22 protein-coding genes are annotated in these 24,950 nt (G+C 32.2%); 11 read left to right on the forward strand and 11 right to left on the reverse strand.

Annotated features, from left to right (window positions below; all coding sequences use genetic code 11):
• Both J7K39_03520 and J7K39_03525 read left to right on the forward strand, forming a co-directional pair.
• The coding region (locus tag J7K39_03520; GenBank protein MCD6178951.1) for an adenylate/guanylate cyclase domain-containing protein at positions 1-2,055 on the forward strand (2,055 nt) is incomplete at its 5' end.
• A 133-nt stretch (positions 2,056-2,188) separates the two neighbouring features.
• Positions 2,189-2,353 carry a hypothetical protein gene (locus tag J7K39_03525; protein MCD6178952.1) on the forward strand — a complete coding sequence of 55 codons (165 nt, stop codon included), beginning with the start codon at positions 2,189-2,191 and terminating at the stop codon, positions 2,351-2,353.
• Between the two features lie 8 nt (positions 2,354-2,361).
• Here J7K39_03525 and udk read toward each other — a convergent pair whose 3' ends face one another.
• The gene (udk, locus tag J7K39_03530) at positions 2,362-2,985 is read right to left on the reverse strand and encodes a uridine kinase (GenBank protein ID MCD6178953.1); all 624 of its coding nucleotides are present in this window, start codon (positions 2,983-2,985) and stop codon (positions 2,362-2,364) included.
• A gap of 168 nt (positions 2,986-3,153) precedes the next feature.
• Between udk and J7K39_03535 the strand changes: the two genes are divergently transcribed.
• Complete coding sequence (locus J7K39_03535; protein MCD6178954.1) at positions 3,154-5,193, forward strand: thioredoxin family protein; 2,040 nt, start codon at positions 3,154-3,156, stop codon at positions 5,191-5,193.
• Here the strand turns inward: J7K39_03535 and J7K39_03540 are convergent.
• On the reverse strand, positions 5,190-5,789 hold the full coding sequence (locus tag J7K39_03540) for an NTP transferase domain-containing protein (protein MCD6178955.1): 600 nt from the start codon (positions 5,787-5,789) through the stop codon (positions 5,190-5,192). The genes J7K39_03535 and J7K39_03540 overlap by 4 nt on opposite strands.
• A 307-nt stretch (positions 5,790-6,096) precedes the next feature.
• Entirely contained in the window at positions 6,097-6,264 is a 168-nt protein-coding gene (locus J7K39_03545) for a 4Fe-4S binding protein (GenBank protein MCD6178956.1), read from the reverse strand.
• Positions 6,265-6,461: 197 nt separating this feature from the next.
• Here J7K39_03545 and J7K39_03550 point away from each other — a divergent pair, with 197 nt between their 5' ends.
• The 4 genes from J7K39_03550 (at position 6,462) to J7K39_03565 (ending at position 14,291) form a co-directional block, all read left to right on the forward strand.
• A complete protein-coding gene (locus tag J7K39_03550) occupies positions 6,462-8,309 on the forward strand; it encodes a 2-oxoacid:acceptor oxidoreductase subunit alpha (protein ID MCD6178957.1) in 1,848 nt (615 codons plus the stop codon).
• A 2-nt stretch (positions 8,310-8,311) separates the two neighbouring features.
• The gene (locus J7K39_03555) at positions 8,312-9,325 is read left to right on the forward strand and encodes a 2-oxoacid:ferredoxin oxidoreductase subunit beta (GenBank protein ID MCD6178958.1); all 1,014 of its coding nucleotides are present in this window, start codon (positions 8,312-8,314) and stop codon (positions 9,323-9,325) included.
• Between the two features lie 88 nt (positions 9,326-9,413).
• A complete protein-coding gene (locus J7K39_03560) occupies positions 9,414-10,097 on the forward strand; it encodes a Crp/Fnr family transcriptional regulator (protein ID MCD6178959.1) in 684 nt (227 codons plus the stop codon).
• 27 nt (positions 10,098-10,124) lie between these two features.
• A complete protein-coding gene (locus J7K39_03565) occupies positions 10,125-14,291 on the forward strand; it encodes a hypothetical protein (protein MCD6178960.1) in 4,167 nt (1,388 codons plus the stop codon).
• A 32-nt stretch (positions 14,292-14,323) separates the two neighbouring features.
• Here the strand turns inward: J7K39_03565 and J7K39_03570 are convergent, their stop codons facing one another.
• The 8 genes from J7K39_03570 to J7K39_03605 all read right to left on the reverse strand — a co-directional run bounded on the left by J7K39_03570 (position 14,324) and on the right by J7K39_03605 (position 22,374).
• Positions 14,324-14,656, reverse strand: coding sequence for an SUF system Fe-S cluster assembly protein (locus J7K39_03570; GenBank protein ID MCD6178961.1), 333 nt, complete (start codon positions 14,654-14,656; stop codon positions 14,324-14,326).
• Between the two features lie 76 nt (positions 14,657-14,732).
• Positions 14,733-15,155, reverse strand: a complete 423-nt coding sequence (locus J7K39_03575) for a SufE family protein (GenBank protein MCD6178962.1) — start codon at positions 15,153-15,155, stop codon at positions 14,733-14,735.
• 27 nt (positions 15,156-15,182) lie between these two features.
• A complete protein-coding gene (locus J7K39_03580; protein ID MCD6178963.1) occupies positions 15,183-16,403 on the reverse strand; it encodes a cysteine desulfurase in 1,221 nt (406 codons plus the stop codon).
• A gap of 4 nt (positions 16,404-16,407) precedes the next feature.
• On the reverse strand, positions 16,408-17,814 hold the full coding sequence (gene sufD, locus J7K39_03585; protein ID MCD6178964.1) for a Fe-S cluster assembly protein SufD: 1,407 nt from the start codon (positions 17,812-17,814) through the stop codon (positions 16,408-16,410).
• Positions 17,815-17,816: 2 nt separating this feature from the next.
• Positions 17,817-18,575, reverse strand: a complete 759-nt coding sequence (gene sufC / locus J7K39_03590; GenBank protein ID MCD6178965.1) for a Fe-S cluster assembly ATPase SufC — start codon at positions 18,573-18,575, stop codon at positions 17,817-17,819.
• 47 nt (positions 18,576-18,622) lie between these two features.
• Positions 18,623-20,071 carry a Fe-S cluster assembly protein SufB gene (sufB, locus tag J7K39_03595; GenBank protein MCD6178966.1) on the reverse strand — a complete coding sequence of 483 codons (1,449 nt, stop codon included), beginning with the start codon at positions 20,069-20,071 and terminating at the stop codon, positions 18,623-18,625.
• Positions 20,072-20,659: 588 nt separating this feature from the next.
• Positions 20,660-21,268, reverse strand: a complete 609-nt coding sequence (locus tag J7K39_03600) for a sigma-70 family RNA polymerase sigma factor (protein MCD6178967.1) — start codon at positions 21,266-21,268, stop codon at positions 20,660-20,662.
• Positions 21,259-22,374 (reverse strand): glycosyltransferase, encoded by a 1,116-nt coding sequence (locus J7K39_03605; protein MCD6178968.1) that lies wholly within the window; start codon positions 22,372-22,374, stop codon positions 21,259-21,261. The genes J7K39_03600 and J7K39_03605 overlap by 10 nt, the downstream gene beginning before the upstream one ends.
• Before the next feature lie 344 nt (positions 22,375-22,718).
• On the opposite strand from J7K39_03605, the gene trmB reads away from it, so the two are divergent.
• The 4 genes from trmB to J7K39_03625 are packed head-to-tail and all read left to right on the forward strand — an operon-like array spanning position 22,719 to position 24,839.
• Complete coding sequence (trmB, locus tag J7K39_03610) at positions 22,719-23,429, forward strand: tRNA (guanosine(46)-N7)-methyltransferase TrmB (protein MCD6178969.1); 711 nt, start codon at positions 22,719-22,721, stop codon at positions 23,427-23,429.
• Positions 23,426-23,809, forward strand: coding sequence for an MGMT family protein (locus tag J7K39_03615; protein ID MCD6178970.1), 384 nt, complete (start codon positions 23,426-23,428; stop codon positions 23,807-23,809). The genes trmB and J7K39_03615 overlap by 4 nt, the downstream gene beginning before the upstream one ends.
• A gap of 4 nt (positions 23,810-23,813) precedes the next feature.
• Positions 23,814-24,275 (forward strand): GAF domain-containing protein, encoded by a 462-nt coding sequence (locus J7K39_03620; protein ID MCD6178971.1) that lies wholly within the window; start codon positions 23,814-23,816, stop codon positions 24,273-24,275.
• A gap of 3 nt (positions 24,276-24,278) precedes the next feature.
• Entirely contained in the window at positions 24,279-24,839 is a 561-nt protein-coding gene (locus J7K39_03625; GenBank protein ID MCD6178972.1) for a manganese efflux pump, read from the forward strand.
• Positions 24,840-24,950: the final 111 nt, after the last annotated feature.

The raw sequence follows: 24,950 nt of genomic DNA on the forward strand, positions 1-24,950 counted from the left end.
CCTAAATACATAAGCTTTCGTATTTTTATTTCTTCAGCTTTACTGTACTTTTTTCTGGTTATTCCATTTGCCGGTTTTATGTGGGTACAAAAAATACCCGATTTATTAAAAATGGAAATAGGTGTAGATATTTCGCAAGTCGATAGCTTATTAAAAAGTAGAGTGAAGCAGCAAGAGCAAGTTATACAAAAGAGCACTCAAGAATACGATACTCAGGATATTTTAATTACAAATATTTTTGAAAGAGCAACTTCAAAAGAAAAGCCTGATTTAGAAATAAAGAGTACAAGTCATATCGGTAAAAGTTTCGACTACCTTCTAAATGCATTTTTGGTAAGTTTAATAATCTTGGGGCTTTTTAGCGTACCGTTCAAACGCTTTTTCCGCAGGAAAAAAAAGCAAGTCTTTATCACACAAAAACTCGAAAATCATTGTCGTAAATGGCTATTAAAAACGCCTTTAATTCATACTGTTTTATTTGCAATTCCACTTTTAGTCAGCCTTACCTATACCACTTGGGCTCTTTATTCGAATCCATTGAATAATAATGTTAGATTCAATTTATTGCAAGCATATTTTTATGTTAGTTTGCTGTCGTCGTTTCTTACAATACTTTTTGTTTATTATTGGTCTAAGCACAGAGTTCACCTGTTTTATTTAGAAACGCTTTTTAGCGATATAGAATTACGAAAACGGATATTTAAAAAAAATGTTGGGAAAATAAGAGACCGCCTATGGATTTCGAGCGGAATGACTACTCTTCTCCCCCTTAGTATTGTGATTTTTTATATTGGGCTGAGTGTAAGTAGTTTTAAAGACTTGGGCATTACCGATATCACTCCGGAAATTCGCAGTATTCTTTACGGTTCTTATGCCAATCTAACCGAGGAAATTTCTCTTGGAAATATTATTTATATCAACTCCATAAATACCTATATGATGATAGTAGGTATTGGGACAAGTATTTTTGTTTCTCTCGTTTATATTTTTGCTTTTGTAAGATGGACAACCTTAGATATAGTATCTCCGGTTAAAGAATTACTCTATAATATTCATAAAACGGGGGAGGGCGAAGGTGATGCCAATTTTAGTATTGTTCGTACCAACGACGAAATTGGAGAATTAAGTGAGGGCTTTAATATTATGGCTCAGCGCATTAAAGACCATATAGATGATATTAATGCACTTAGCTTTTCCTATTTTAGATTTGTACCTAAGCAATTTTTAGAATTCTTAGGTAAAAAAAAGATTACCGATATTAAATTAGGCGATCAGGTACAGAGGGAGATGACGGTGATGTTTTCCGATATTCGTAAATTTACCGAAATTTCCGAAAACTTTACCCCCAAAGAAAATTTTGATTTTATAAATCACTATTTAGGGTATATGGAACCTGTTATAATGCGTAATAATGGCTTTATCGACAAATATATTGGTGATTCTATCATGGCTCTTTATAGTCTTTCTGTTAACAATGCTATTGATGCAGCCATTGAAATGAGAGCAAAATTAGAAGAGTTTAATGACGACCTTAAGATGAACGGAAAACCGGCAATTGACAGTGGGATAGGCATACATACGGGAGATCTTATGCTAGGTATTGTTGGTGGAAGAAGTAGAATTGAAGGTACTGTTATTTCGGATCACGTCAATCTGGCTTCTCGTCTCGAAGGATTGACTAAAGTTTATGGTGCACCAATAATTATTAGTCACGATAGCTTAATAAAAATTGAAAACCCCAAACAATATAACTTCCGTTTTTTAGATATTGTTAAGGTAAAAGGGAGAAAATCTTCTGTTAATGTTTTTGAAATTTTAGATGGAGAAAAGGCTGATCAGCGAAAGCTGAAGATAGAAACAAAAGACTTGTTTAATAACGCTATTGGGCTCTACCGCAATAAATCATTTGAAAAAGCCGCTACATTATTTGTAAGTTTACAAAAAATAAATCCAAACGATAAAGCAATTGATTTATATTTAGAAAGGTGTCATAAAAATTTAAAATACGGTATTCCTAAAGATTGGGATGGAATAGAGATTCTCCAGTTTAAATAACGACTGAAATCAATACGCTTATCCAATCTATTGTAACAATAATTCAATAGTTCTCCACGTTTATTCATTTTACATTATATTATTCTTAAACAAATGTACATTTGAATACTTAGAAAATTAACGTAAAACAAAAATGATGCTAGTAGATGTTCTAATAATGAGCTATGTACTTTTGATGGCTTTACTTGTCCGGAAATCAGAAAAATTACCCAAATTTAGTTTACAAGTTGTATTAATAGGATTATTTTTAAGTCCTATAGCCGGCTTTATCAGTTATTATTATTTTCAACGACTGTAAGCAAAAGATTATTTTTTACTTTTTTCGGCCATCGTCTGATGAATTTTTGATGCTACTAAATCAATAGCTACAAGGTTTGCTCCTCCTTGGGGAACAATAATATCAGCAAAACGCTTTGTTGGCTCTATAAAAAGTTGATGCATAGGTTTTACCCAAGTACTATAGTGTTCCAAGGTTTTATTGTAAGCCCTACCTCTTTCTTCCATATCACGTCTGATTACTCGCATTAAGCGGTCGTCAGCTTCGGCATCTACAAAAATTTTAATATCCATCTTATCACGTAATTTCTTATTTGTTAAAATCAAAATACCTTCGATAATAACAACTTCGTGAGCTTCAACACTTGAAGTTTCTTTAGCTCTTGAACAAGTTAGATAAGAATAAATTGGCATTTCTATCGACTTATTTTCTTTCAATTCGTCAATATGTTTATTTAAAAGTTCAAACTCTATAGAAGAAGGATGATCAAAATTTATTTTAGCACGTTCCTCGACACTTAAATGCCCATTATCCTTATAGTAAGCATCTTGCGAAATAACCGTAACAGAATTTTCCGGTAACAAATCAATAATTTTTTTTACTACCGTTGTTTTTCCCGAACCTGAACCTCCGGCAATACCAATAATTAACATACGCTTAGTTTTTAGCAAAAATAAAGTTTTTATGTTCACTTGCAAACCCGAAAATTAACAATAATTATTAAATATCATTTCAAAATTCATATGCAATTAACTGAATATAATTACTTTTGCAAAAGCAAACACTATTTAGCCTAAATTGCTTCAATTGAAAGAAACGAGATGAATAGAATAACACAAAACACAAAAATTAAATCTTTAGTCGGGATTTTTATTTTAGTACTACTATTATCGAACAATATATTTGCGCAAATATTTAACCCAGTAGTATGGCAAATAAGCAGTAAACAAATAAGCGATACGGAAGTTGAATTAATTTTCAAAGCTGATATCGATGAACATTGGCATTTGTATTCGCAAGATATTCCAATGACTCCACCGGCTACCACTTTTAATTTTGAAGATACTAAAGCTTATGAACGTATAGGAGAAGTTAGCGAAACGGCATCAATTTCGGAGTACGATGAAAACTTCGATATGGTTTTAAAATATTTTACTAATGAAGCCACTTTTATTCAAAGAATAAAATTATTGTCAAGCGAACGGGTTGATATTAATGGCTTTATCACCTTTATGAGTTGTGATGATACCCAATGTCTTCCTCCAACCGATAAAGAATTTAGCTTTGTTTTTAACGAAAAAACAAATACTCAAATTGAAACTGAAACAATTGCACTAAGTGATAAGCAAAGTAACTCCGGTAATAAAAGCGAAAGCGAAAATACTTTAATCGGCTTCTTTTTTGTGGCTTTTCTGTTTGGATTAGCCGCTATACTAACACCTTGTGTTTTCCCAATGATTCCTATGACTGTTTCTTTCTTTATGAAAGACAGTGAAAACAAAGCAAAAGGAAGAACACAAGCAACTATTTATGGACTTTCTATTGTTGCTATTTATGTCTTTATCGGTTCTGTTTTAGCTGTAGTAGCCGGTCCGGGAATTGCTAATTGGCTTAGTACTCACTGGTTACCTAATCTTTTATTCTTTTTCATTTTCATGATTTTTGCTGCTTCCTTTTTTGGTATGTTCGAAATTATTATGCCTCATTGGTTAGTAAATAAATCAACAGCAAACGAAGAAAAAGGGGATTTTATTGGACCTGTATTTATGGCTTTTACTTTGGTGTTAGTTTCATTTTCTTGTACAGGACCAATTGTTGGAACAATTTTGGTTGAATCGGCCGGAGGTCAAATATTAAAACCAATTATTGGCATGCTTGGCTTTTCTTTGGCTTTTGCATTGCCTTTTACTTTGTTTGCATTTTTTCCGCAATGGTTAAATAAATTACCTAAATCAGGCGGATGGTTAAACTCTGTAAAAGTGGTTTTAGGATTTTTAGAATTGGCTCTTGGATTAAAATTTCTAAGCATAGCCGATCAAACTTACCATTGGGGGTTACTTGATAGGGAAATTTACTTAGCCCTCTGGATAGTTATTTTCACTTTAATGGGCTTTTATTTACTAGGCAAAATAAAATTTGCCCATGATAGCGATGTTCCTTTTGTTAGTGTTCCTCGCCTCTTACTCTCAATTATTACTTTTACCTTTGTTGTTTATATGATTCCAGGACTGTGGGGTGCTCCATTAAAAGCCTTATCAGGATATATTCCGCCAATGCATACGCAAGATTTTAATATCGACAAATCAATACGAGACAATTTAAAATTAGCAAATATATCTACATCATCGAATGAGAGAAAAGCTATTTGCGAAACTCCAAAATATCATGATTTATTACATCTTCCTCACGGTTTAGAAGGCTATTTTGATTATGATCAAGCTTTGGCTTGTGCGAAAAAACAAAACAAACCTCTGTTTATCGATTTTACTGGTCATGGTTGTGTAAACTGTCGCGAAATGGAAGCTAATGTATGGGCTGATCCTGCAGTTTTAAACAGACTGGAAAATAATTTTATTATTACCGCTCTCTATGTTGACGACAAAACAAGGCTTCCTGAAGAGGATTGGATTACTTCCGATTATGATGGAAAAGTAAAGAAAAGTATAGGCAAAAAATTTGCTGATTTCCAGATTAGTAAATTTAATACCAATGCTCAACCTTTTTATGTTTTATTAAATCCTGATGGTGAGATGTTAATGCAACCTAAAGCCTACGATTTGAATATTGATGATTTTATTCGGTTTTTGGACGAAGGAGTTAAGAATTTTAAAGAAGGGAAGACGGTTCAGCTAAAACGTTAAATTATACTTTCAAACAGATTAGGAAACCACTTTTTATATTCTTCAGGAGTGTTGATATTGGCCAAAATAGTTTCTTCTTGAGTGATAAGACTACGTTTTTCATGCTTATTTAAAAAGCTCTTTAAATCAACTATTGAATTTTCATCTCTTTTCATCTCTTCAACTAAAGCAGAACCTAAAAGCAAAGGATGGCCATTCTTACCTTTAAATTGTGGAACTAAAAAAGAATCTGCTCGATAATCTTTGAGCATTGCTTGTAAAATATTTATAGATGTAAATGGGTTATCAATATTTTGAATAAACACAGCTCTCCCTTTTTCTATTTGTTTTAATCCGGTAATTATAGACCAATGTCTCCCTTTTTCGGCTTCAGTATTCGTTACAAATGTAAGTCGATCTTTAAATTCACAACAAACTTGTTTTATAGTATTTTCGTTTTTGGGGCTTACTAATACAAAAATATTACTTTTCTGAAGTTTTAAATACGTTTGTATCAATTGGCATACAAAGCTTTTGTTTTCTGAAAAAGGCAGTAATGCTTTTTCTTGCCCCATACGTTTGGAGTTCCCGGAAATAAGTATAATTATATCAACCATAATTTCTCAAAAGTAGTAAAAGCTACTAATACAAAAAATAAAAAAAGCAAGTTTGGGAGCTTGCTTTTTTTAAAGGGGAGGGGAGGAATTTAATTTTGCGTCAAATAACAAAATAATGGGTGAGTATCTATAAAATTCATTTACGAAAGTATAATTTCAATTTATATCTCAGCAAAAAATATGACGAACGTCCTAAACAAATTTGCAAACGTATTGATTTAGCAAATAAACGCTTGTTTTAAAAAAATAAACACAAAAAAAGCCGTTGAAAAATATCAACGGCTTTTAGTTTGAATTAATATCCTTGTTATTCGGGATGAATTGCTTCTGTTGGACAAACATCTGCACAAGCACCGCAGTCAGTACAAATATCTGGATCGATAACATAAATATCTCCTTCAGTAATAGCTTCAACCGGACATTCGTCGATACATGTTCCACAAGCAACACAATCGTCATTAATTACATAAGCCATAATAATAAATTTTAACGTGTTAAATAAATTCTATTTCTTGGCTGCAAATGTATAAATATTTTACAATTTGAACGATTAATAATAATCATAAATAAAAAGATTTATATTCTTTCTAAATTAAGAAATTGATGGGTGAATATTAGATGTTTAAACTAAAAATACAATTACATTTGCCTTATCAAAAAAACTAAATTCTAATGACTGATAAAATAGATAAAGTTATTGAACTCGATCACGTTGTTATACGGTTTTCTGGCGACTCAGGTGATGGGATGCAGTTAACAGGAACTTTATTCTCCGACACCTCTGCTTTAATGGGAAGTGGCATTTCTACTTTTCCTGATTACCCAGCAGAGATTAGAGCCCCACAAGGTACTGTTGGAGGCGTTTCTGGTTTCCAAGTTCATTTTGGCCACGATATTAATACTCCTGGCGATTATGCCGATGTATTGGTTGCAATGAATCCTGCTGCTTTAAAAGCAACATCCAAATGGGTTAAACAAGGAGGAAGTATTATTGTAGATCGCGATTCATTTACAACTAAAAACCTGATAAAAGCAGGTTACAAAACAGATGATCCAATAAAAGAAGATTGTTTAGACCGTTTCAACGTTATTTTGGCTCCAATTTCATCAATGACACAAGAGACGTTGAAAGATACCGGAATGGATAACAAAACTATTCTTCGAAGTAAAAACATGTTTGCTTTGGGAATGTGTTATTATTTGTTCAATCGCGAATTAACTTTCACAGAAAAATTCTTTGAAAGTAAATTCAAAAAAGTTCCTGCTGTTATAGAAGCCAATAAGCTAGTTTTAAAAGCCGGTTATAATTACGGTTATAATGTGCAAGAGCTTACACCTTATAAGGTAGCTGCTGAAGAAATTAAATCAGGTGTTTATAGAAATATAAACGGAAATACAGCAACAGCTTGGGGTTTAACAGCTGCTGCCGAAAAAGCAAACCTTTCTCTTTTCTGCGGATCATATCCTATTACTCCTGCAACAGATATTTTACATGAGTTAGCCAAGTTGAAAAACTTGGGTGTTAAAACTTTTCAAGCTGAAGATGAAATTGGAGGTATTACTTCAGCAATAGGAGCTAGTTTTGCCGGCAACTTTGCAGTTACTACCACTTCAGGACCTGGTTTAGCTTTAAAATCAGAAGCTATCGGTTTGGCTGTTATTACGGAACTTCCGTTGGTTATTGTAAATGTTCAACGAGGCGGACCATCAACGGGTTTACCTACAAAAACAGAGCAGTCCGATTTAATGCAAGCACTATATGGTAGAAATGGAGAAAGTCCTGTAGCTGTTGTTGCTGCAAGCACACCTTCTAATTGTTTCCATTACGCGTTTAAAGCAAGTCAAATTGCTCTTGAGCATATGACTCCTGTGGTACTGTTAACAGATGGTTTCCTTGCTAACGGAACTCAGCCTTGGAGAATTCCAAATATGGAAGATTATCCTGATATACAAGCACCTATTGCAAAAGAAGGAACTAAAGATTATCTTCCTTATCAACGTAACAAAGATAATTTCGTTCGTGAATGGGCTATTCCAGGAACTCCAGGATTAGAACATCGTATTGGTGGTTTAGAAAAAATGGATAAAACCGGAACCGTTTCCTATGTCCCTGAAAATCACCAAGTAATGACGGATCTTCGTGAAAAGAAAATTGCACATATAGTTGCAGATATTCCTGATTTGGAAGTTATTGGTGAAGACGAAGGCGACTTACTTGTTGTTGGTTGGGGAGGAACTTATGGACATATTTTAACTGCTGTTCATGATTTACAAAAAGAAGGTAAAAGTATCAGTATGGTACATTTTAATTATATCAAGCCTCTACCTGCTAACACTAAAGATATATTTAAAAAATTCAAGAAAATTGTTGTTGCTGAATTAAATAACGGACAATTTGTAAATTATTTAAGATTGTCATTACCTGAATTTACCTACTTACAATACAATAAAGTAATGGGATTACCTTTTACGTCTATCGAATTAATGGATAATTTTAATAATATTTTAGAGGAGAAATAATCATGTCAACAGATATAAAATTAACTTTCAAAGATTTTAAAAGCGATCAGGAAGTGCGTTGGTGTGCAGGTTGTGGCGACCATGCTATTTTGAATTCCGTTCAAAAAGCAATGGCAGCAATGAACATTCCAAAAGAAAAATTTGCAGTAATTGCAGGTATTGGTTGTTCTTCTCGTTTTCCATATTATATGAATACATATGGCTTCCATACTATTCATGGTCGTGGAGCAGCCATTGCTTCCGGAGTTAAAACTGCTAATCCAGACCTTAGTGTTTGGGTTATTAATGGTGATGGTGACGGACTCGCTATTGGAGGAAATCACTTTATTCATCTTAATCGTAGAAACATAGACCTTAATCTTTTATTATTTAATAATGAGATTTATGGTTTAACTAAAGGTCAGTATTCTCCTACAACAAAAGAGGGAACAAAAACCAAAACATCACCTTATGGAACTATTGAGCATCCTTTTAATCCCGGCGAATTGGTATTGGGAGCTGAAGGAAAATATTTTGCTCGTTCTATTGATGTAAATATGAAACTTACACAAGAAATACTATTGAATGCACAAAATCATAAAGGAACTTCAATAGTAGAAATATTACAAAACTGTGTGATTTTCTCAAATGGAGTTCATAGTTTTTATACCGATAAAGAAACCAAACTCGATCGTCAACTTATTTTACGTCATGGCGAAAAAATGATCTTTGGCAAAAATAACGACAAAGGCATTGTACTGGATGGTTTAAAACTCAAAGTTGTTACTATTGGCGAAAATGGAGTTAGTGAAGATGATATATTAACACATGATGCTCACGAAGAGAGTCCATTTTTACATTGGATGTTAATCCATATGAAAGGTCCTGATTTTCCAATTGCTTTAGGTGTTATCCGCGAGGTAAAAGCATCTACTTATGAGCAAAAAATGGAAGACCAAATTGCCGAAGTAAAAGCTAATTCGTCTATTAAAAATGTTAATGACTTACTTCATAGCGGAAGTACATGGACAGTTTAATTGGCATTATTAAATAAACACAAAAAGCCTGTCAAAATTTTTGGCGGGCTTTTTCTTTTATATTCCTATATTTACCAAAAAATTTGATATGGAAAATGAAGGTTGCTTAAATTGCAAGAGTGATGCTAATTGTTTTGGTGCATTAAATGATAATGAACTATTATCCATTGATAAAAATAAAGTAGCGGTAATCTTTAAAAAAGGCGAAACTATTGCAAAACAAGGTTCTTTTGCCTCCGGCTTAATCTATATCAGAAAAGGAATGGTAAAGCTTTATAAAGAAGGAGGCGATAACAATAATCTAATTCTAAATATTTTTGGAGATGATGAATTAGTAGGTATCTCTTCTATTTACGGTGATAATGTTTTTAATTACTCTATAGTTGCCATAGAAAAATCTGAGATATTTTTAATAGATATATCTATACTAAAAGAACTCATACAGACTAATGCTAAATTTGCTACAGCAATATTAAAACGCTCTAACAGAAATACTCTCAGAGCATACAACCAAATGTACAATCTTACACACAAACAGCTTAATGGAAGAATGGCTTCCGCGTTGATTTTTCTTTCTAATGAAGTTTATGAAAGCAACAAATTTAAACTTACACTCAGCCGAAAAGACTTAGCCGACTTTACCGGAATGTCTACTATGGGTGCTATTAGAGTTCTTAACAGTTTTAAAACGGATAAAATTATTACCGATCAAAAAGGAATTTTAGAAATTTTGGACATAGAAGCTCTCAAAATTATTGCCAAGGTTGGTTAGTAATATAATTATTGATACTTTAGAGGAGTGATTACCAGCTCCAAAAATACCGATTCTTCCGAACAAATTCCTCAAAAGAAAAAACGCTTTTGGCTGAAATTATCTTTAGCTATTGCTTTAATTTTAATACTCATTGGTTTTAGCTTTAACATATTTTCTAATTTCTTTTTTAATACTGTTATTACTAAATCCTTTTCAAAATACACAAAGCAACAGTATTCTCTTAATTTTAAAGATTTAAAAATTAATTTGATTACCGGAAAAATTATATTTTTCGATACGTATATTAATCCAACGGCAAACACAGACAGCTTAAGTAAATCAAAAATCAGCTTTTATTCTGATACTCTTTTGTTGCAAAATATAAATTTCCAAACCTTGTGGAGAAACAAAAACTTAGAACTTAAAAACATATATATTCACCACTTAAAACTAGAAATAAAGCAAAAAAGTAAGGAAAATAAAAAGAATATAAATTTACCTTTAAACAACTATCTTAATAAATTACAAATTGCTAACATTGAAGTAATAAAGGCCGAAATAAAATACAAACAAAATACAGATTCTGTCTACATCCCAAATTTAGCTTTTCAACTTCAAGAGTTTCATATTGATTCGCTTAGAGATACTGTAAAAAGTAACCGATTCCATTATGGTAACATTAATTTATTTTTAAAGAACCAACAATTACAGTTACCGGATAAAAGCCATACTCTTTATTGTAAAAATTTAAAACTATCAAGTAAAGAAAAATATTTTGAGCTTGATGGATTTAATATAAAACCTTCTGTAGGAAGCAATAAACATACACGTTTTACAGCAGATATTTCAGAACTAAAAATAGAAGATTTTGAATTTGATTCACTAATTATAAAAAAACAGCTGCTTGCTAAAAACCTACTACTCAATGTAAACCACTTAAATATTAAGCTAAATAGTAAATCGAAGAAAATAATAAATACCACGCTTAAAAAGCAAATAAATGTATTTTTTAAAGATAACTTTAGAAAAGTTTCTGTTGATAGCAGTAGAATAATAATTGCTGATAGTCGAATAAATTTACCCGATAATAAACAAATTAGCTTCTCTAAAAAAAGCAGTCTATTTATTAATAATTTTAGGTTTAATCCAAAGAATAAAACTGAATTCTCTTTTACTGACGGTTCTCTCTCCCTTAAGAAACTGTATTTTTATAATCCCCTTAACAAACAAAAACTACAATTTAGTCAGGCAAATATAAACTACAAAAACCAAAGTTTAAATATTTTTGATATCGACTATATTTCCGATTCAAGTACTAACATCAGTATTAAGTTAAATGAAATTAAACTGGAGAATGTTAATTGGGGAAAATTTCGAAATGAAAATAAATTATTAGCCACAAGATTATATTTAAAAGAAGGTAATATAAATCAGCAATACGCTTTAAACCCAATGTCTTCTTTTAATTTAAATAAAATTGATTCTCTTATATTTCCCATCTTTCAATTGCTTAAAATTAAAACTATTCAATTTGATAATTGGAATTACCAGCTCGCATCTAAAGCAATCAAAGCTAAAAATATTAATCTTCAGCTCGAAGATTTTCAAATTCCAAGCGACTCTACTTTAGCTTTCAAAACCTTCTCTAATTTTAATACTAAAATTCAACAATTTAGCTGGATAAACAAAGACCAGACTCATCATTATTTAACTAAAGGAATTGAATTAAACAGTCGGAAGAAAAATATAAATATCGAAGAAATCCAAAGCTTTCCGCGATGGAAAACCCTTAATAATAAGCTAATAGAGAATAAAGCACGTTTTAAAATATTTGGTAATAATATAGAAATAAAAACCGCAAAGCCTTTTTGTCAGATAAATTTAAACGACACTCTTATTTTAAGTAAGTTTTTTATCGATTCGCTTAATCTAAAACAATTTGACAAAAATATAAACGGAAAAAAATTAGAGTTAGAAATACCTCCTACTAAAATAATATCCTTTAAGTTAAGCCAAGGTAATTTTGCAGCATATAACGATAGCTCTGTATTAAGCCGCTTAGCTCAAATAAACGGAATTCAGTTTCGGGGTGATTCTTTAGAAATATATAACGACAGTCTGTTTTCAATAAACTATAAACATTTGTTGGCAATTACAAAAAATGGATTCTATCAAAACGAAGATCAGGGATTAAGCTTTAATTTTAAAAAAATTAATTATAATTCAGAAGATAGAACAATAGATATACATCAAATTAAAGCCGAAATATTATCTGATGGAAATGACAAAACATTTAGCCATAAACTAAATTCAAAACTACTACAACTCAAAGATTTAGACTATAACTTATTTTTTCAACGAAATTTGATTTCGGCTAAAGAATTTAATTTGAGTTCGCCAAAACTTATAAGTAAAACTCGATCTGAAAACAAACTGCAAATAAATTCTAAAGATATTTTTTCGGTCGAAAATTTACAACATCTTCCTTATTTAAAATTTGATCGCTTTATTATTCGCGATTTCACTTGGCTGGCGACGTACACTGTTAAGGGAATTACTAATATCACAACTTATGAAAAAGCAAACTTTGAAGCTATAGATTTCCGTTTAAGTCATCGCTCTTTTGCCAATCCCGAACGTTTATTTTTCTCTCAATCAATTAATTTCAGTATAAAAAATCTTAGGCAGCATATACAAAATGGAAATTATTTATTGATGGTTGATAATATTAATTTTTCGTCTATACAAAAACAAATGGATTTTAATAAAGTTCAGTTCTACACCTTACAAAAGTCAGAACGAAACAATTATAATTTTACAATAGATCAAATTTCTTTTCATAAAATAAATTTTGCCGATTTTCAACGCGATTACAGCCTTACAATAGATAATATACTGATTAATAAACCTATAACTAAATTACAACTCTTTAATTTAGATGAAGGTTCAACAATAAATAGCTTAAGTGCTATGGATCTTTATCCAACAATAAAGAACTTTTTCTCGAAAATTACATTGAATAAAATAGATGTTAGAAATATGAATCTTAAGTTAGAAATCCCTAAAGGAAATAGTACCGATACTTATACTTTAGGACACCTTAACTTACAAGTACGTAATTTTATACTTGATTCTACAGCCAAGGCTTTTCAAAATAATCGCTTTTTCTATTCTCAAAACACTCTCATTCATTTACAAAATTATTCAGCTAATATTGATAATAATCTTTATCGGATAAATTTTAGAGATTTGCGTCTATCAACACTTAACAGAATAATAGAAATTGATTCCTTTCGGCTTAAACCACAATATAACTATGCCGATTTTGCAAAACGCTTACAATATCAAACCGATCGCTTCGACTTAGAAATAGACAAAATAAAACTCTTAGGCATAGATTTCCAAGACGCTATTTTCCGACAAAAATACATCGTCCATAAAGCAGAAATTGATAATCTTAAAGGAGAAGTTTATCGCGATGCATTATATCCACGATTACCCGACTATTATCCGGCAAATCCTATTCAACGCCTACTATCACTGCCATATTTTATCCAATTTGATACAGTATATCTGAATAATGCATATTTTGCTTATAAAGAAAAAGGGAATCGTACACCGGAGCCCGGTCATATTTTCTTCAATCAGTTAAATGCTCAGATATTAAATGTTTCCAATAATCCTGATTTTATAAAATTTGGAGGAAATACTGTTCTTAATGCACAAGCTCTGCTTATGGGTAAAGGAAAACTTATTTTAGATGTGCATTTTCCATTGCTTAAACAGGGAAAAGAATTCAAATTAAATGCAAATATGTCTCAAATAGAGATGGATGATTTAGAACCAATATTACGACCACTTGCATTAATTCAAGCACGTAGCGGAACCATTAAATCTGTTGAATTATCTGTTGAAGCAAACGACGATTATGCCTTTGGAAACATGTTAATGCTCTACAATAATATGAAAATAGAAGTTTTGAATAAGTCGATGAAAAAAGGATTTTTTAGTTCCTTATTTGCCAATGCACTTATTAGAACGGGAAATACAAATACCATATTTCCCCGAAGAGGCCCTATCTATTTTGAACGGAACAAAGAACGCTCCCTATTCAACTATTGGGCAGAAATTAGCATTTTAGGAATGAAAACAAGTATGGGGCTTGCCGATAGGCGAATCGCTAAAAAAGTAAAGAAATTACAAAAGAAATAACACCAATCAATTTGATGCATTTTTGATATAAGCTACAAAAACCCTAAATCGAGCTGAGCTTCTTCACTCATCATATCCTTATCCCAAGGCGGTTCAAAAGTCATTTCAATATGCACATCTTTAACACCTTCAATAGCTTTTACCTTTTCGTGAACTTCATTAGGCATTGACTCTGCAACCGGACAATTAGGTGCCGTTAAAGTCATAACAATTTCCACTTGATAATCTTCTGCAACATTCACTTCGTAGATAAGACCTAAATCGAAAATGTTAACCGGAATTTCAGGATCGAAAATAGATTTAAGTACATTTAAGATCTTTTTTTCGAGCTCCATTTTTGTTGTAATAATAGGTTTTTCACCCATTACTTTTTCCTCTTTCAGCTTTTCTTTAGCGACTTCTTTTTTCTCTTTTTTACCCCAACCAAACATAATTCATAATTTAATTTCCTTTAGCTTGAAAAGCCAAAGCATACAATTTAATTTGTTTAATCATTGAAAGTAATCCGTTTGCTCTTGTTGGAGATAAATGCTCTTGCAAGCCAATTTGATTTAAAAATTCTAAGTCAGCATTAATGATATCTTCCGGTTTTTCACCAGACAAAATGTTTACTAAAAGATAAACAATACCTTTTGTTATTACAGCATCGCTATCCGCTCTCAATATCATTTTTCCATCTTCCATCTCAGCTGAAATCCAAACACGCGACTGACAGCCAGTAATCAAATGACTTTCATTTCTATATTTATCATCAATAATTGGCAAAGACTGACCTAATTCTATCAGATAATTATATTTATCCATCCAGTCTTCAAAGAGGCCGAATTCTTCAATTATATTATTTTCTTTTTCTTGAATTGTCATTTCTAATTTTCTTACAAAATTAATGTTTTAACCAAACATTTCAATGGTTTTTTGTATCGCTTTAACCAAACGATCAATCTCTTCTTTAGTATTGTAAGCAGCAAAAGAAGCCCTTATTGTTCCCCGTATTCCAAAGCGTTTCATAATGGGTTCTGCACAATGATTCCCTGTACGAACAGCAATTCCAAATTGATCTAATATTGTTCCTACATCGTAGGGATGAATACCATCAATCAAAAATGAAAGTACGGCTGCCTTATTTTTAGCATTTCCAATAATTCGAATACGATCGATTTTCTGGAATTCAGCAGTTGCATAGCTTAAAACTTCATTCTCTATCTTCGCTAAATTATCAATACCTTCTTTTTGCATAAATTCAATAGCAGCTTCAAAGCCTAAGACATCAGCAACATTAGGCGTTCCTGCTTCAAATTTAAAAGGAAGTTCATTGTAAGTCGTTTTTTCAAAACTCACACTTTCTATCATCTCTCCTCCACCTTGATAAGGCTGAAGTTCTTCTAATAATACCTTCTTACCATATAAAACCCCTATACCCATAGGTCCATACATTTTATGGCTCGAAAAAGCATAAAAATCGCAATCCAATTGCTGAACATCAACAGCCAAATGAGCAACTGCTTGAGCACCATCAATTAAAACCAAACTTTTATTTTGATGTGCTAAATCAATTATTTCTTTTATAGGATTTAATGTTCCCAAAGCATTTGAGACATGACCAACAGCCACTAAACAGGTACGTTCGTTCAACAAACCAGCATATTCGTTCATCAAAAGCTCACCTTTATCATTTACAGGAATAACACGAAGTTTTGCTTTTTTTCGTTCACAAAGCATTTGCCAAGGAACAATGTTAGAGTGATGCTCCAATTCGGTAACGATAATCTCGTCACCTTCCTTAATAAAAGTTTCTCCCAAAGAAAAAGCCAACAAATTAATAGAATCTGTAGTTCCTTTAGTGAAGACAATCTCCTTAGAACTATTAGCATTAATAAAATCCTTTACTTTTATTCGTGCTTGCTCATAAGCATCGGTAGCTCTTTGCGATAAATGATGTACTCCACGATGGATATTGCTATTGAAATTAGTATAGTAATTACTAATTCTATCAATTACCATTTGAGGTTTCTGAGTAGTTGCTGCATTATCAAAATACACCAAAGGATATTTATTTATCTTCTGTTTTAAGATTGGGAATTGCGCAATAATTTGTTCTTGGTTTGCATCCATAAAACTAAATTTTACTCATATCTATTTCAAAATTATATTCTTCAGGAGTACTACAGTGCAATACACATTGATCGCAGATAGAAAGCTCACCACGTAGACGTTTCTTTATCATATCTTGGATACGATCGCGCAAAGAATCTATTTTAATTTCTTGAGTTACTTCAGCAGCAAAGGCGTACATCAATAACATTCTAGCATTGTCTTCGCTAATACCTCTTTGGCGAATATAAAACATAGCACTTTCGTCGAGCTGACCAACGGTAGCACCATGACTACATTTAACATCATCGGCATAAATCTCCAAAAAAGGTTTAGTGTTAATCATTGCCTTATCTGTAAGGATAATATTTGCATTATTTTGGAATGCCAATGTTTTCTGTGCATCCTTACGAACCAAAATGTGCCCTTTAAAAACGGCATGTGCATAATCGTCTAATATACCTTTAAACAACTCGTTACTTGTGCAATTTGGAACCGCATGATCTACATAAACTTGATTATCGATATGCTGATTTTTATCGGCAAGATACACACCTCTAATATCGGCATTAGCACCTTCGCCATTAAATTTGGTATATGTTTCGTTTCTTATTAAACCGCCATTAAGTATAAAACTATTAGTATTTAATCTTGAATCACGTGCTTGCTCAACAGCTAAACTATTAATAAGGCTGGAGTTATTATTTATGTTTTGCAAACGATAATGATCGAGAGAAGCATTAGCTCCTAAAACAATTTCTGTAACCGAATTAGTTAAACTTCTTTTATAGTTATAAGAGTCGTCACACTGAATAATCTTAAGTTGACTATTCTCTTCAAGTATAATAAGGTTACGATTTTGCACAAATACATCATTGATTGTACCTACTGCATTTATAAGTTGTATTGGCTTTTCGGAAATAACATTTTTTGGTACGTATACAAAAAGACCATCTAAAAACAAGGCCGTATTTAAAGCATTAAAAGCATTATTTTCTGTTTTTGCATATTTACCAAAATGCTTTGCAATCAATTCAGGATATTTATCAAAAGCTGCACTAAGACTTCCTACAATTACCCCATCTTTTAAAGTATAAATCGGGCTTTCATTATAAACAAATCTGCCTTTATAAAGATTTACCACAAAAGCATCTAAATCGTTTATATCGCATTCAAAGACTTCATCTAAAGCATCTTGCATTTGTAAATCTTCAGAGACCATAGTATAATCAAACGATAAAACTGTTTTCAAATCGGTATTTCGCCATTTTTCGAGTTTTTTATGTGGAAAGCCCAAACGCTTAAATTCGGCTAAAGCAAGTGTTCTCTGCTTTTGTAAACCGGAAAAAGCCTTTCCATCCTTTTCTACAACAGCATCAAACCATTGTGAAATTTTGTTTAGCGCAGGTATTGTATTTATTTCCTGACTCATATCTAAGGCTTTTCTATTTCTTTTTTAATCCAATCGTAGCCTTTTTCTTCTAATTCCAAAGCTAACTCTTTTCCACCTGAAAGCACTACTTCTCCTTCAAAAAGAACATGAACAAAATCAGGTACTATATAGTCTAATAAACGCTGATAGTGTGTGATAACTACCGTTGCATTTTCACTAGTTTTTAATTTATTAACCCCATTAGCTACAATTCGTAAGGCATCAATATCTAAACCCGAATCTGTTTCATCTAAAATAGCTAATTTAGGTTCGAGCATAGCCATTTGAAAAATCTCATTTTTCTTTTTCTCACCACCTGAAAAGCCCTCATTAACAGAGCGATTTGTGAGTTTAGAATTAATTTCCACCAATGCTTTTTTTTCTGCCATACGAGCCAAAAATTCCTTAGCAGCAATTGGTTCTTCGCCATGGTATCTACGTATCTCATTTAAAGCAGTACGCATAAAATTTGTCATGCTAACCCCGGGTATCTCAACAGGATATTGAAAACCTAAGAATATACCTTCTTGAGCGCGCACTTCTGGGGGCATTTCTGAAATATCTTTTCCATTGAAAAGTATTTCACCTTGAGTAATCTCATAACCTTCTTTACCGGCAACCACAGCAGCCAATGTACTTTTACCGGTTCCGTTCGGACCCATAATGGCATGAACTTCGCCCTTATTTACTTCAAGATTAACACCTTTTAATATTTCTTTTCCATTAATGGAAACATGAAGATTTTTAATTTGTAATAACATTCTTTATTTATTTAGTCCCGAAAACCGGGGATAAAATTCTTTCTTATTTAACCAACACTACCTTCTAAGCTAATACTCAAGAGCTTTTGTGCTTCAACGGCAAACTCCATTGGCAGTTTATTCAATACTTCTTTGGCGTAGCCGTTAACAATAAGACTTACAGCCGATTCCTGACTAATACCACGTTGTTGACAATAAAACAATTGGTCTTCAGAAATTTTAGATGTTGTTGCTTCGTGTTCAATTATGGAACTTTTATTTGCGCCTTCAATATAGGGAAAAGTATGAGCTCCGCATTTATCGCCTAATAAAAGACTATCGCATTGAGAAAAATTCCTGCTGTTTGTTGCACGCTTAGTCATTTTAACCAAACCTCGATAACTATTATGACTTTTTCCGGCTGAGATACCCTTAGATATTATTGTACTTCTGGTATTTTTCCCCAAATGAATCATTTTTGAACCGGTATCGGCTTGTTGATAATTATTAGTGACTGCAACAGAATAAAATTCTCCTACAGAATTATCGCCAATTAGTATACAACTTGGATATTTCCACGTAATTGCAGAACCTGTTTCTACCTGTGTCCATGAAATTTTAGAATGATCTCCTTTACAAATACCTCGTTTGGTTACAAAATTAAAGATACCGCCCTTCCCCTCTTTATTACCCGGATACCAGTTTTGTACTGTTGAGTATTTTACTTCAGCATCTTTCATGGTGATTATTTCCACAACGGCAGCATGTAATTGATTCTCATCACGTTGAGGGGCGGTGCAGCCTTCCATATAACTTACATAGCCACCTTCGTCAGCAATAAGAAGCGTACGTTCAAACTGACCAGTATTGGCAGCATTTATACGAAAATACGTTGATAATTCCATAGGACTACGAACTCCTTTTGGAATATAACAAAACGATCCATCGCTAAATACAGCAGAATTTAATGCAGCAAAAAAGTTATCACCCGGAGGCACAGCCATTCCAAGATATTTCTTAACCAAATCAGGGTGATTTTGTACTGCTTCGCTAAAAGAGCAAAATATAATACCATATTTTGCTAATGTATCTGTAAAAGTCGTTTTTACCGAAACACTATCAATAACAGCATCCACAGCAACCCCCGATAAATGTTTTTGCTCTTCAAGAGAAATTCCCAATTTATTAAAAGTATCTATTAACTCCGGATCTACCTCATCAAGACTTTTTAGTTCCTTTTTCTTTTTAGGAGCAGCATAATATATAATCTCCTGAAAATCAATCTCCGGTATTTTCAAATGTGCCCAGTCAGGCTGCTCCATTTCTTTCCACTTCTTAAAAGCTTTTAAACGATATTCTAAAAGCCAATCAGGTTCGTTTTTTTTAGCGGAAATAAACCGAACAGTATCTTCATTCAATCCTTTAATTGCTGTTTCAGTTTCAATATCTGTAACAAAGCCATATTTGTACTCGCTTTGAGTAAGTTTGTCTATCAGTTGTTTTTCATCCCGAGCCATATGATCTTATTTAGATTGATTTAAAATAAGTCTGCAAATTTACGAATTTTATTCTTTTTAGCATAGCTGATTATGTAATTAGTCCTAAATGTATGTTAATTTTTATATATGATCAGATTTCTACCAAATCCCATACGCTAAACCCATAAAACTACGCGTTTATTAAATAAATAAGGACGTTCATTCATTAGTATAATATTAGCCTTGTTTATATGTTACATTTGAAACTTCTTTACCTCCGAGTAATTTGACGCATTATAAATTTCTCTCCAACAAGAAAAGCGAACGTATCGGTTTGCTTTTCTGTTTTTATGTTAAACATACAAAAACGTTCGTCCTAAAATTATCAACGTTTATTCATAATCTACATACGCTAATACAATGGTCAATAACATTGGTTCATTTACAAAATCATTGAATAGTATCTAACTTATATTCGCAACAGCATTAGAGATTAAACCTAACAGCTTAAATTGACGCAAAGGAAATCTCCATCTAAAGCAAGCCTATGGCTTGCTTTTTTTTATACGATAAAAATAGATAATGCTAAAACTTGGGTTAGATTTTAGAAATGGAATTCAACTTCGCTTAAATATTTCCCTTAGATTTTTTCATAATATTATAAAGAAATTCACGCGCTCTAAAAAGCTGTGCTTTAACAGTTCCCAATGGGAGATCCATTTCTTTTGCAATTTCTTCGTATGAAAACTCTTTAAAATAACGAAGTTCTATTAATAATTTATAATGAGGTTTTAAACGATCGACCACCTTTCTCATCATCTCAATTTTCTGATCACGTACAAATATCTCTTCAGGATCCAAAGTGCTAGATTCTAAGTTTTGTGATAGTCTAGGTCCTGATTCCTCGCCACTTAAACTTTTATCAATAGATAATGTTCCTTGCTTCTTCTTACGAATAAAATCTATGGTATTGTTAGTTGCTATACGAAACAGCCACGTACTAAAAGCATATTTAGGGGAATATAAATGGATGTTTTTAAATGCTTTTCCAAAGGCTTCAATGGTCATATCTTCGGCATCCGTAGCATTATTAGTCATCTTCAATAACATAAAATAAAGTGAATCGCGATAATTATTCATCAAATCGGCATAAGCCGACTGGCTACCGTCTATAGCCTGCTGAACCAAAGCATAATCGCGCTTTCCTTTTTCTGTTAAGTGAACATTTATTTCCATTTGTTTTTTCTATTGAAAACACCCAATGCCATCGCCAATCCTTGCGAAGTATATAATAACAATTCAAGTATCGGCGAAAGTAATAATAATTTTTGTTCTTTTAACTTCGGCAAAGCACTTTTTTGAATAAGAAAAAAACTTAATAAACGAAGTGTAAACAATACTAAAACAACTATTAACCAGCTGTTTAATATGAGTAAAATAATACTTGAAACATAGAATAGAAAAAGCGAAATGGGGTAAAACATTAATAATAATCTATGTTTTAATTTATATAATCCGCTGGTAGATAAATGCCGTTTTTTTTGTTTTAACCACAAGCCTAATTGTTTTTCCGGTATTGAGTATGTAAAGCTCTCGGGAGCAATGCAAATACTTGTGTTTATTTTATTTGCTGCCTGATTAATAAACAAATCATCATCGCCCGAATTAATTTTATAATGATTTATAAACCCATTTCGTTTATAAAACATACTCTTACTATATGCAAGATTACGTCCAACACCCATATAAGGCATACGTAAAAGAGCAAAAGAAAGATAATGTAAGGCAGCCATAAAAGTATCAAAACGAATAAGCTTATTTAAAAAACCAGGCTCAGACTTATAAGGACCATAACCCAAAACAATTTGTGTTTTTTCCTGAACAGATTGCTGCATATAGCTTATCCATTTATTAGACGGAACAATACAGTCAGCATCTGTAAGTAAAAGTGTATCGTACTGAGCAGACTTAATTCCAATGGAAAGTGGGAATTTTTTTCCGCTAAAGAAATTAAGATTCTGATCTATTTGAACAACTTTTAAATGCTTATATTTTTTGGATAGCTCTCTTAAATAAAAATGCGTCTCATCATCAGAATTATCGTTAACCACCACTACTTCAAATTCAGGATAATCCTGATTAAGAATAGGTTCAAGCGTTTTTATAAGATTATGATATTCATTACGTGCAACAATAACTACCGAAACTGCTTGATTACCTGTTGTTGTTTTAATCTTTGACTTATAAAAAGCCAAACGTGCAAAAACTATCCAATGGTAAGCCAACTGAACAATAAAGCTCAGAATAAAAACTATCAGTAGAATATCAATAAGTTTAAACAAAATACAACTATATTTAGAAGTAACCAAATTATTGATTTAACTCCCCATTTATTAATCATAAACTCGAAACTTACTAATGAATTAATGTTAATAATTGTAAACGATATAATCTAAAAATCATTTGAATAGCAAAACTAAATTCTACTGATTTAATTATTTCATATTTCAATTAATCGTTGACGGCGTCTATTTTCGTTGCACAAATTGTTTATTGTGTACCCCGCTAAGCTTAATCTCCGGATTAAGCTTGATAAAATATGGTCTCCCGGCCGAGATTAATTGTAGAGTCAAATTTTAATAAGTGCAATTTTAAACTTCTGTTATCTTTGCACAAAAATTAAAAAGTGGCTCGACATAAATTAGCTCAGTTTGCAGAAAATGCGACTTTTTCCCATATGTTTTATATGCCTTGGGAAGAATTGTTAAAAGGTTTTCCTCTAAAAGGAAATTGGAAGAAAGATTTCTTTAAAAATGATAATCCAATTACACTGGAATTGGGTTGCGGGAAAGGCGAATATACCGTTGGTTTGGCTAAAAAATATCCCAACCGAAATTTTATTGGTGTCGATTTAAAAGGAGCCAGAATGTGGCATGGAGCAAGTGCTTCTCAAAAAGACGGATTGAAAAATGTTGCTTTTATACGTACCAAGGTCGATCAGATTTTACATTTCTTTGCAGCAAATGAAGTAGCTGAAATATGGCTGACTTTTTCCGATCCTCAACCAAAGAGAGAGAGAAGGAGATTATCCTCACCACGTTTTTTAAATCTCTATCGCGAGATTCTAGAACCCAATGGAATTATTCATCAAAAAACAGATAATCGTGAGCTATTTGATTACACTTTAGAAGTGCTTGCTCACTTTAAGCTGCCGCTTGATTATTCTACCTTCGATGTTTATAATTCGGATGCTCCTAAAGATGTATTAGAAATTCAAACATATTATGAGAGAATGTTTTTAAAAGAAGGAGTTCCCATTAACTATATGCGATTTCGTTTAAATAAGGAATTTGCTCAAAATAAATTATTGGTTTTACCCAAAGAGAAAATGAAGTGAAAAAAACCGAACAATCTTTTTTTGAATTAGTTTGGGAGGTAGTTGCTTTAATTCCATATGGAAAAGTAACTTCTTATGGCGCAATTGCACGCTACTTGAGTACACCAAAAGCGGCTCGCATGGTAGGTTGGGCAATGAATGCTTCCCATGCTGCTAAATTGAGTATTCCCGCTCATCGTGTGGTAAACCGATTGGGTGTTTTAAGTGGGAAAACACATTTTGATCAAATGGATTTAATGGAAACTTTGCTCAAAAACGAAGGCTTGATAATAAAGGAAGATAAGGTTATTAATTTTGAAGAAAATTTTTGGGATCCGATGAAGGAGTTAAGTATAATGAGTGAGAGTGCGACTCAAAGTCGCGCCCTCACTAAGGAATAAAATGATGGATACAAAGAAAAAAGAAGCCCGCTACCAACGCATATACAAACAGCTTGAAAAGTTGATGTTAACTTGCGCTGATGAAGAAGCTCGTAAAGCGAGTATTATTGCTGTTCTGCATCATAAAATGGAGTATTTCTTTTGGACAGGATTTTATATGTTAAACGAAGGCGAACTGGTAGTTTCTAAATATCAAGGACCGGTTGCTTGTATGCTTTTGAAAAAGGGAACAGGTGTTTGTTGGGCTGCTATTAATCAAGAAAAAAGTATAGTTGTTGAAGATGTGCATAATTTTCCGGGACATATTGCTTGCGATTCTCGTTCTCAGTCTGAAATTGTAATACCACTAAAAAATAAAGCGGGTAAGATTGTTGGTGTTCTTGATGTTGATAGTAAAGATTTGAATTCCTTTGATAAAATTGATCGTATTTATCTTGAAAAGATTTTAGACCTGATATATATTTAAAAGATGAGTGATTTTTTAATTTATTCAATAATATTAGCTTTTGCCATTTCGGGCGAACTTATATTTTTAGCTATTGGTGCAGGCGTTACTATGCATCCTTATTCTTCTTGGTTGAATATAAAAGCAGCATTTATTTTTGGTTTAGCTCAATTTGTTATGGCAACTTTTGCTTTATTTATGGGAAGTCTTATTTCCGGTTTTATGCCGGAATTCTCTTTTATGGCAGGTGCAATTATAATTACATTTGTCGGTGTAAAATTGATCTTAGAAGCAAACAAAGTGAAAAATAATAGCCGAACATTTTTAATTGAAGATTCTCAAATTTTATTAGGAGTTTCGTTGGCAGCTTCTTTTAACACAGTTATTGTTTTTACTGGTTTGGGAATGATATTAACGCAATTCTTATATTTTCCGCTACTTATACTTACGACTATTGCTACAATTACTGTTTTTATTGGAATATTTATAGGAAATAAATACAGACCGGAACGTTTGGGTAGATTTAGTAAATATTTAGGGGGCTTATTACTTGTTTTCTTCGCTCTATATTTACTCTTTCAATAATCGGTTGATATTCAAAAAAAATGTTTCTTTGCAAAAGAATTGAGTTTGCATTCATTTGAATGATCAGTACCTTAGTGGTAAAAAAAATAAACCACAGAGAAATAAAGACAC

This window comes from Bacteroidales bacterium (assembly GCA_021157585.1).
In the GTDB taxonomy this organism is placed as follows: Bacteria; Bacteroidota; Bacteroidia; order Bacteroidales; family UBA12170; genus UBA12170.

Coding starts and splice junctions, on each gene's coding strand:
- J7K39_03560 (MCD6178959.1), top strand. CDS start 9,414: ATGGAAAATGAAGGTTGCTTAAATTGCAAGAGTGATGCTAATTGTTTT.
- J7K39_03600 (MCD6178967.1), bottom strand. CDS start 21,268: ATGGAAATAAATGTTCACTTAACAGAAAAAGGAAAGCGCGATTATGCT.
- J7K39_03575 (MCD6178962.1), bottom strand. CDS start 15,155: ATGACAATTCAAGAAAAAGAAAATAATATAATTGAAGAATTCGGCCTC.
- J7K39_03580 (MCD6178963.1), bottom strand. CDS start 16,403: ATGGATGCAAACCAAGAACAAATTATTGCGCAATTCCCAATCTTAAAA.
- udk (MCD6178953.1), bottom strand. CDS start 2,985: ATGTTAATTATTGGTATTGCCGGAGGTTCAGGTTCGGGAAAAACAACG.
- J7K39_03535 (MCD6178954.1), top strand. CDS start 3,154: ATGAATAGAATAACACAAAACACAAAAATTAAATCTTTAGTCGGGATT.
- J7K39_03525 (MCD6178952.1), top strand. CDS start 2,189: ATGATGCTAGTAGATGTTCTAATAATGAGCTATGTACTTTTGATGGCT.
- J7K39_03570 (MCD6178961.1), bottom strand. CDS start 14,656: ATGGGTGAAAAACCTATTATTACAACAAAAATGGAGCTCGAAAAAAAG.
- sufC (MCD6178965.1), bottom strand. CDS start 18,575: ATGTTATTACAAATTAAAAATCTTCATGTTTCCATTAATGGAAAAGAA.
- sufD (MCD6178964.1), bottom strand. CDS start 17,814: ATGAGTCAGGAAATAAATACAATACCTGCGCTAAACAAAATTTCACAA.
- J7K39_03620 (MCD6178971.1), top strand. CDS start 23,814: ATGGATACAAAGAAAAAAGAAGCCCGCTACCAACGCATATACAAACAG.
- sufB (MCD6178966.1), bottom strand. CDS start 20,071: ATGGCTCGGGATGAAAAACAACTGATAGACAAACTTACTCAAAGCGAG.
- J7K39_03550 (MCD6178957.1), top strand. CDS start 6,462: ATGACTGATAAAATAGATAAAGTTATTGAACTCGATCACGTTGTTATA.
- J7K39_03540 (MCD6178955.1), bottom strand. CDS start 5,789: ATGGTTGATATAATTATACTTATTTCCGGGAACTCCAAACGTATGGGG.
- J7K39_03545 (MCD6178956.1), bottom strand. CDS start 6,264: ATGGCTTATGTAATTAATGACGATTGTGTTGCTTGTGGAACATGTATC.
- J7K39_03625 (MCD6178972.1), top strand. CDS start 24,279: ATGAGTGATTTTTTAATTTATTCAATAATATTAGCTTTTGCCATTTCG.
- J7K39_03555 (MCD6178958.1), top strand. CDS start 8,312: ATGTCAACAGATATAAAATTAACTTTCAAAGATTTTAAAAGCGATCAG.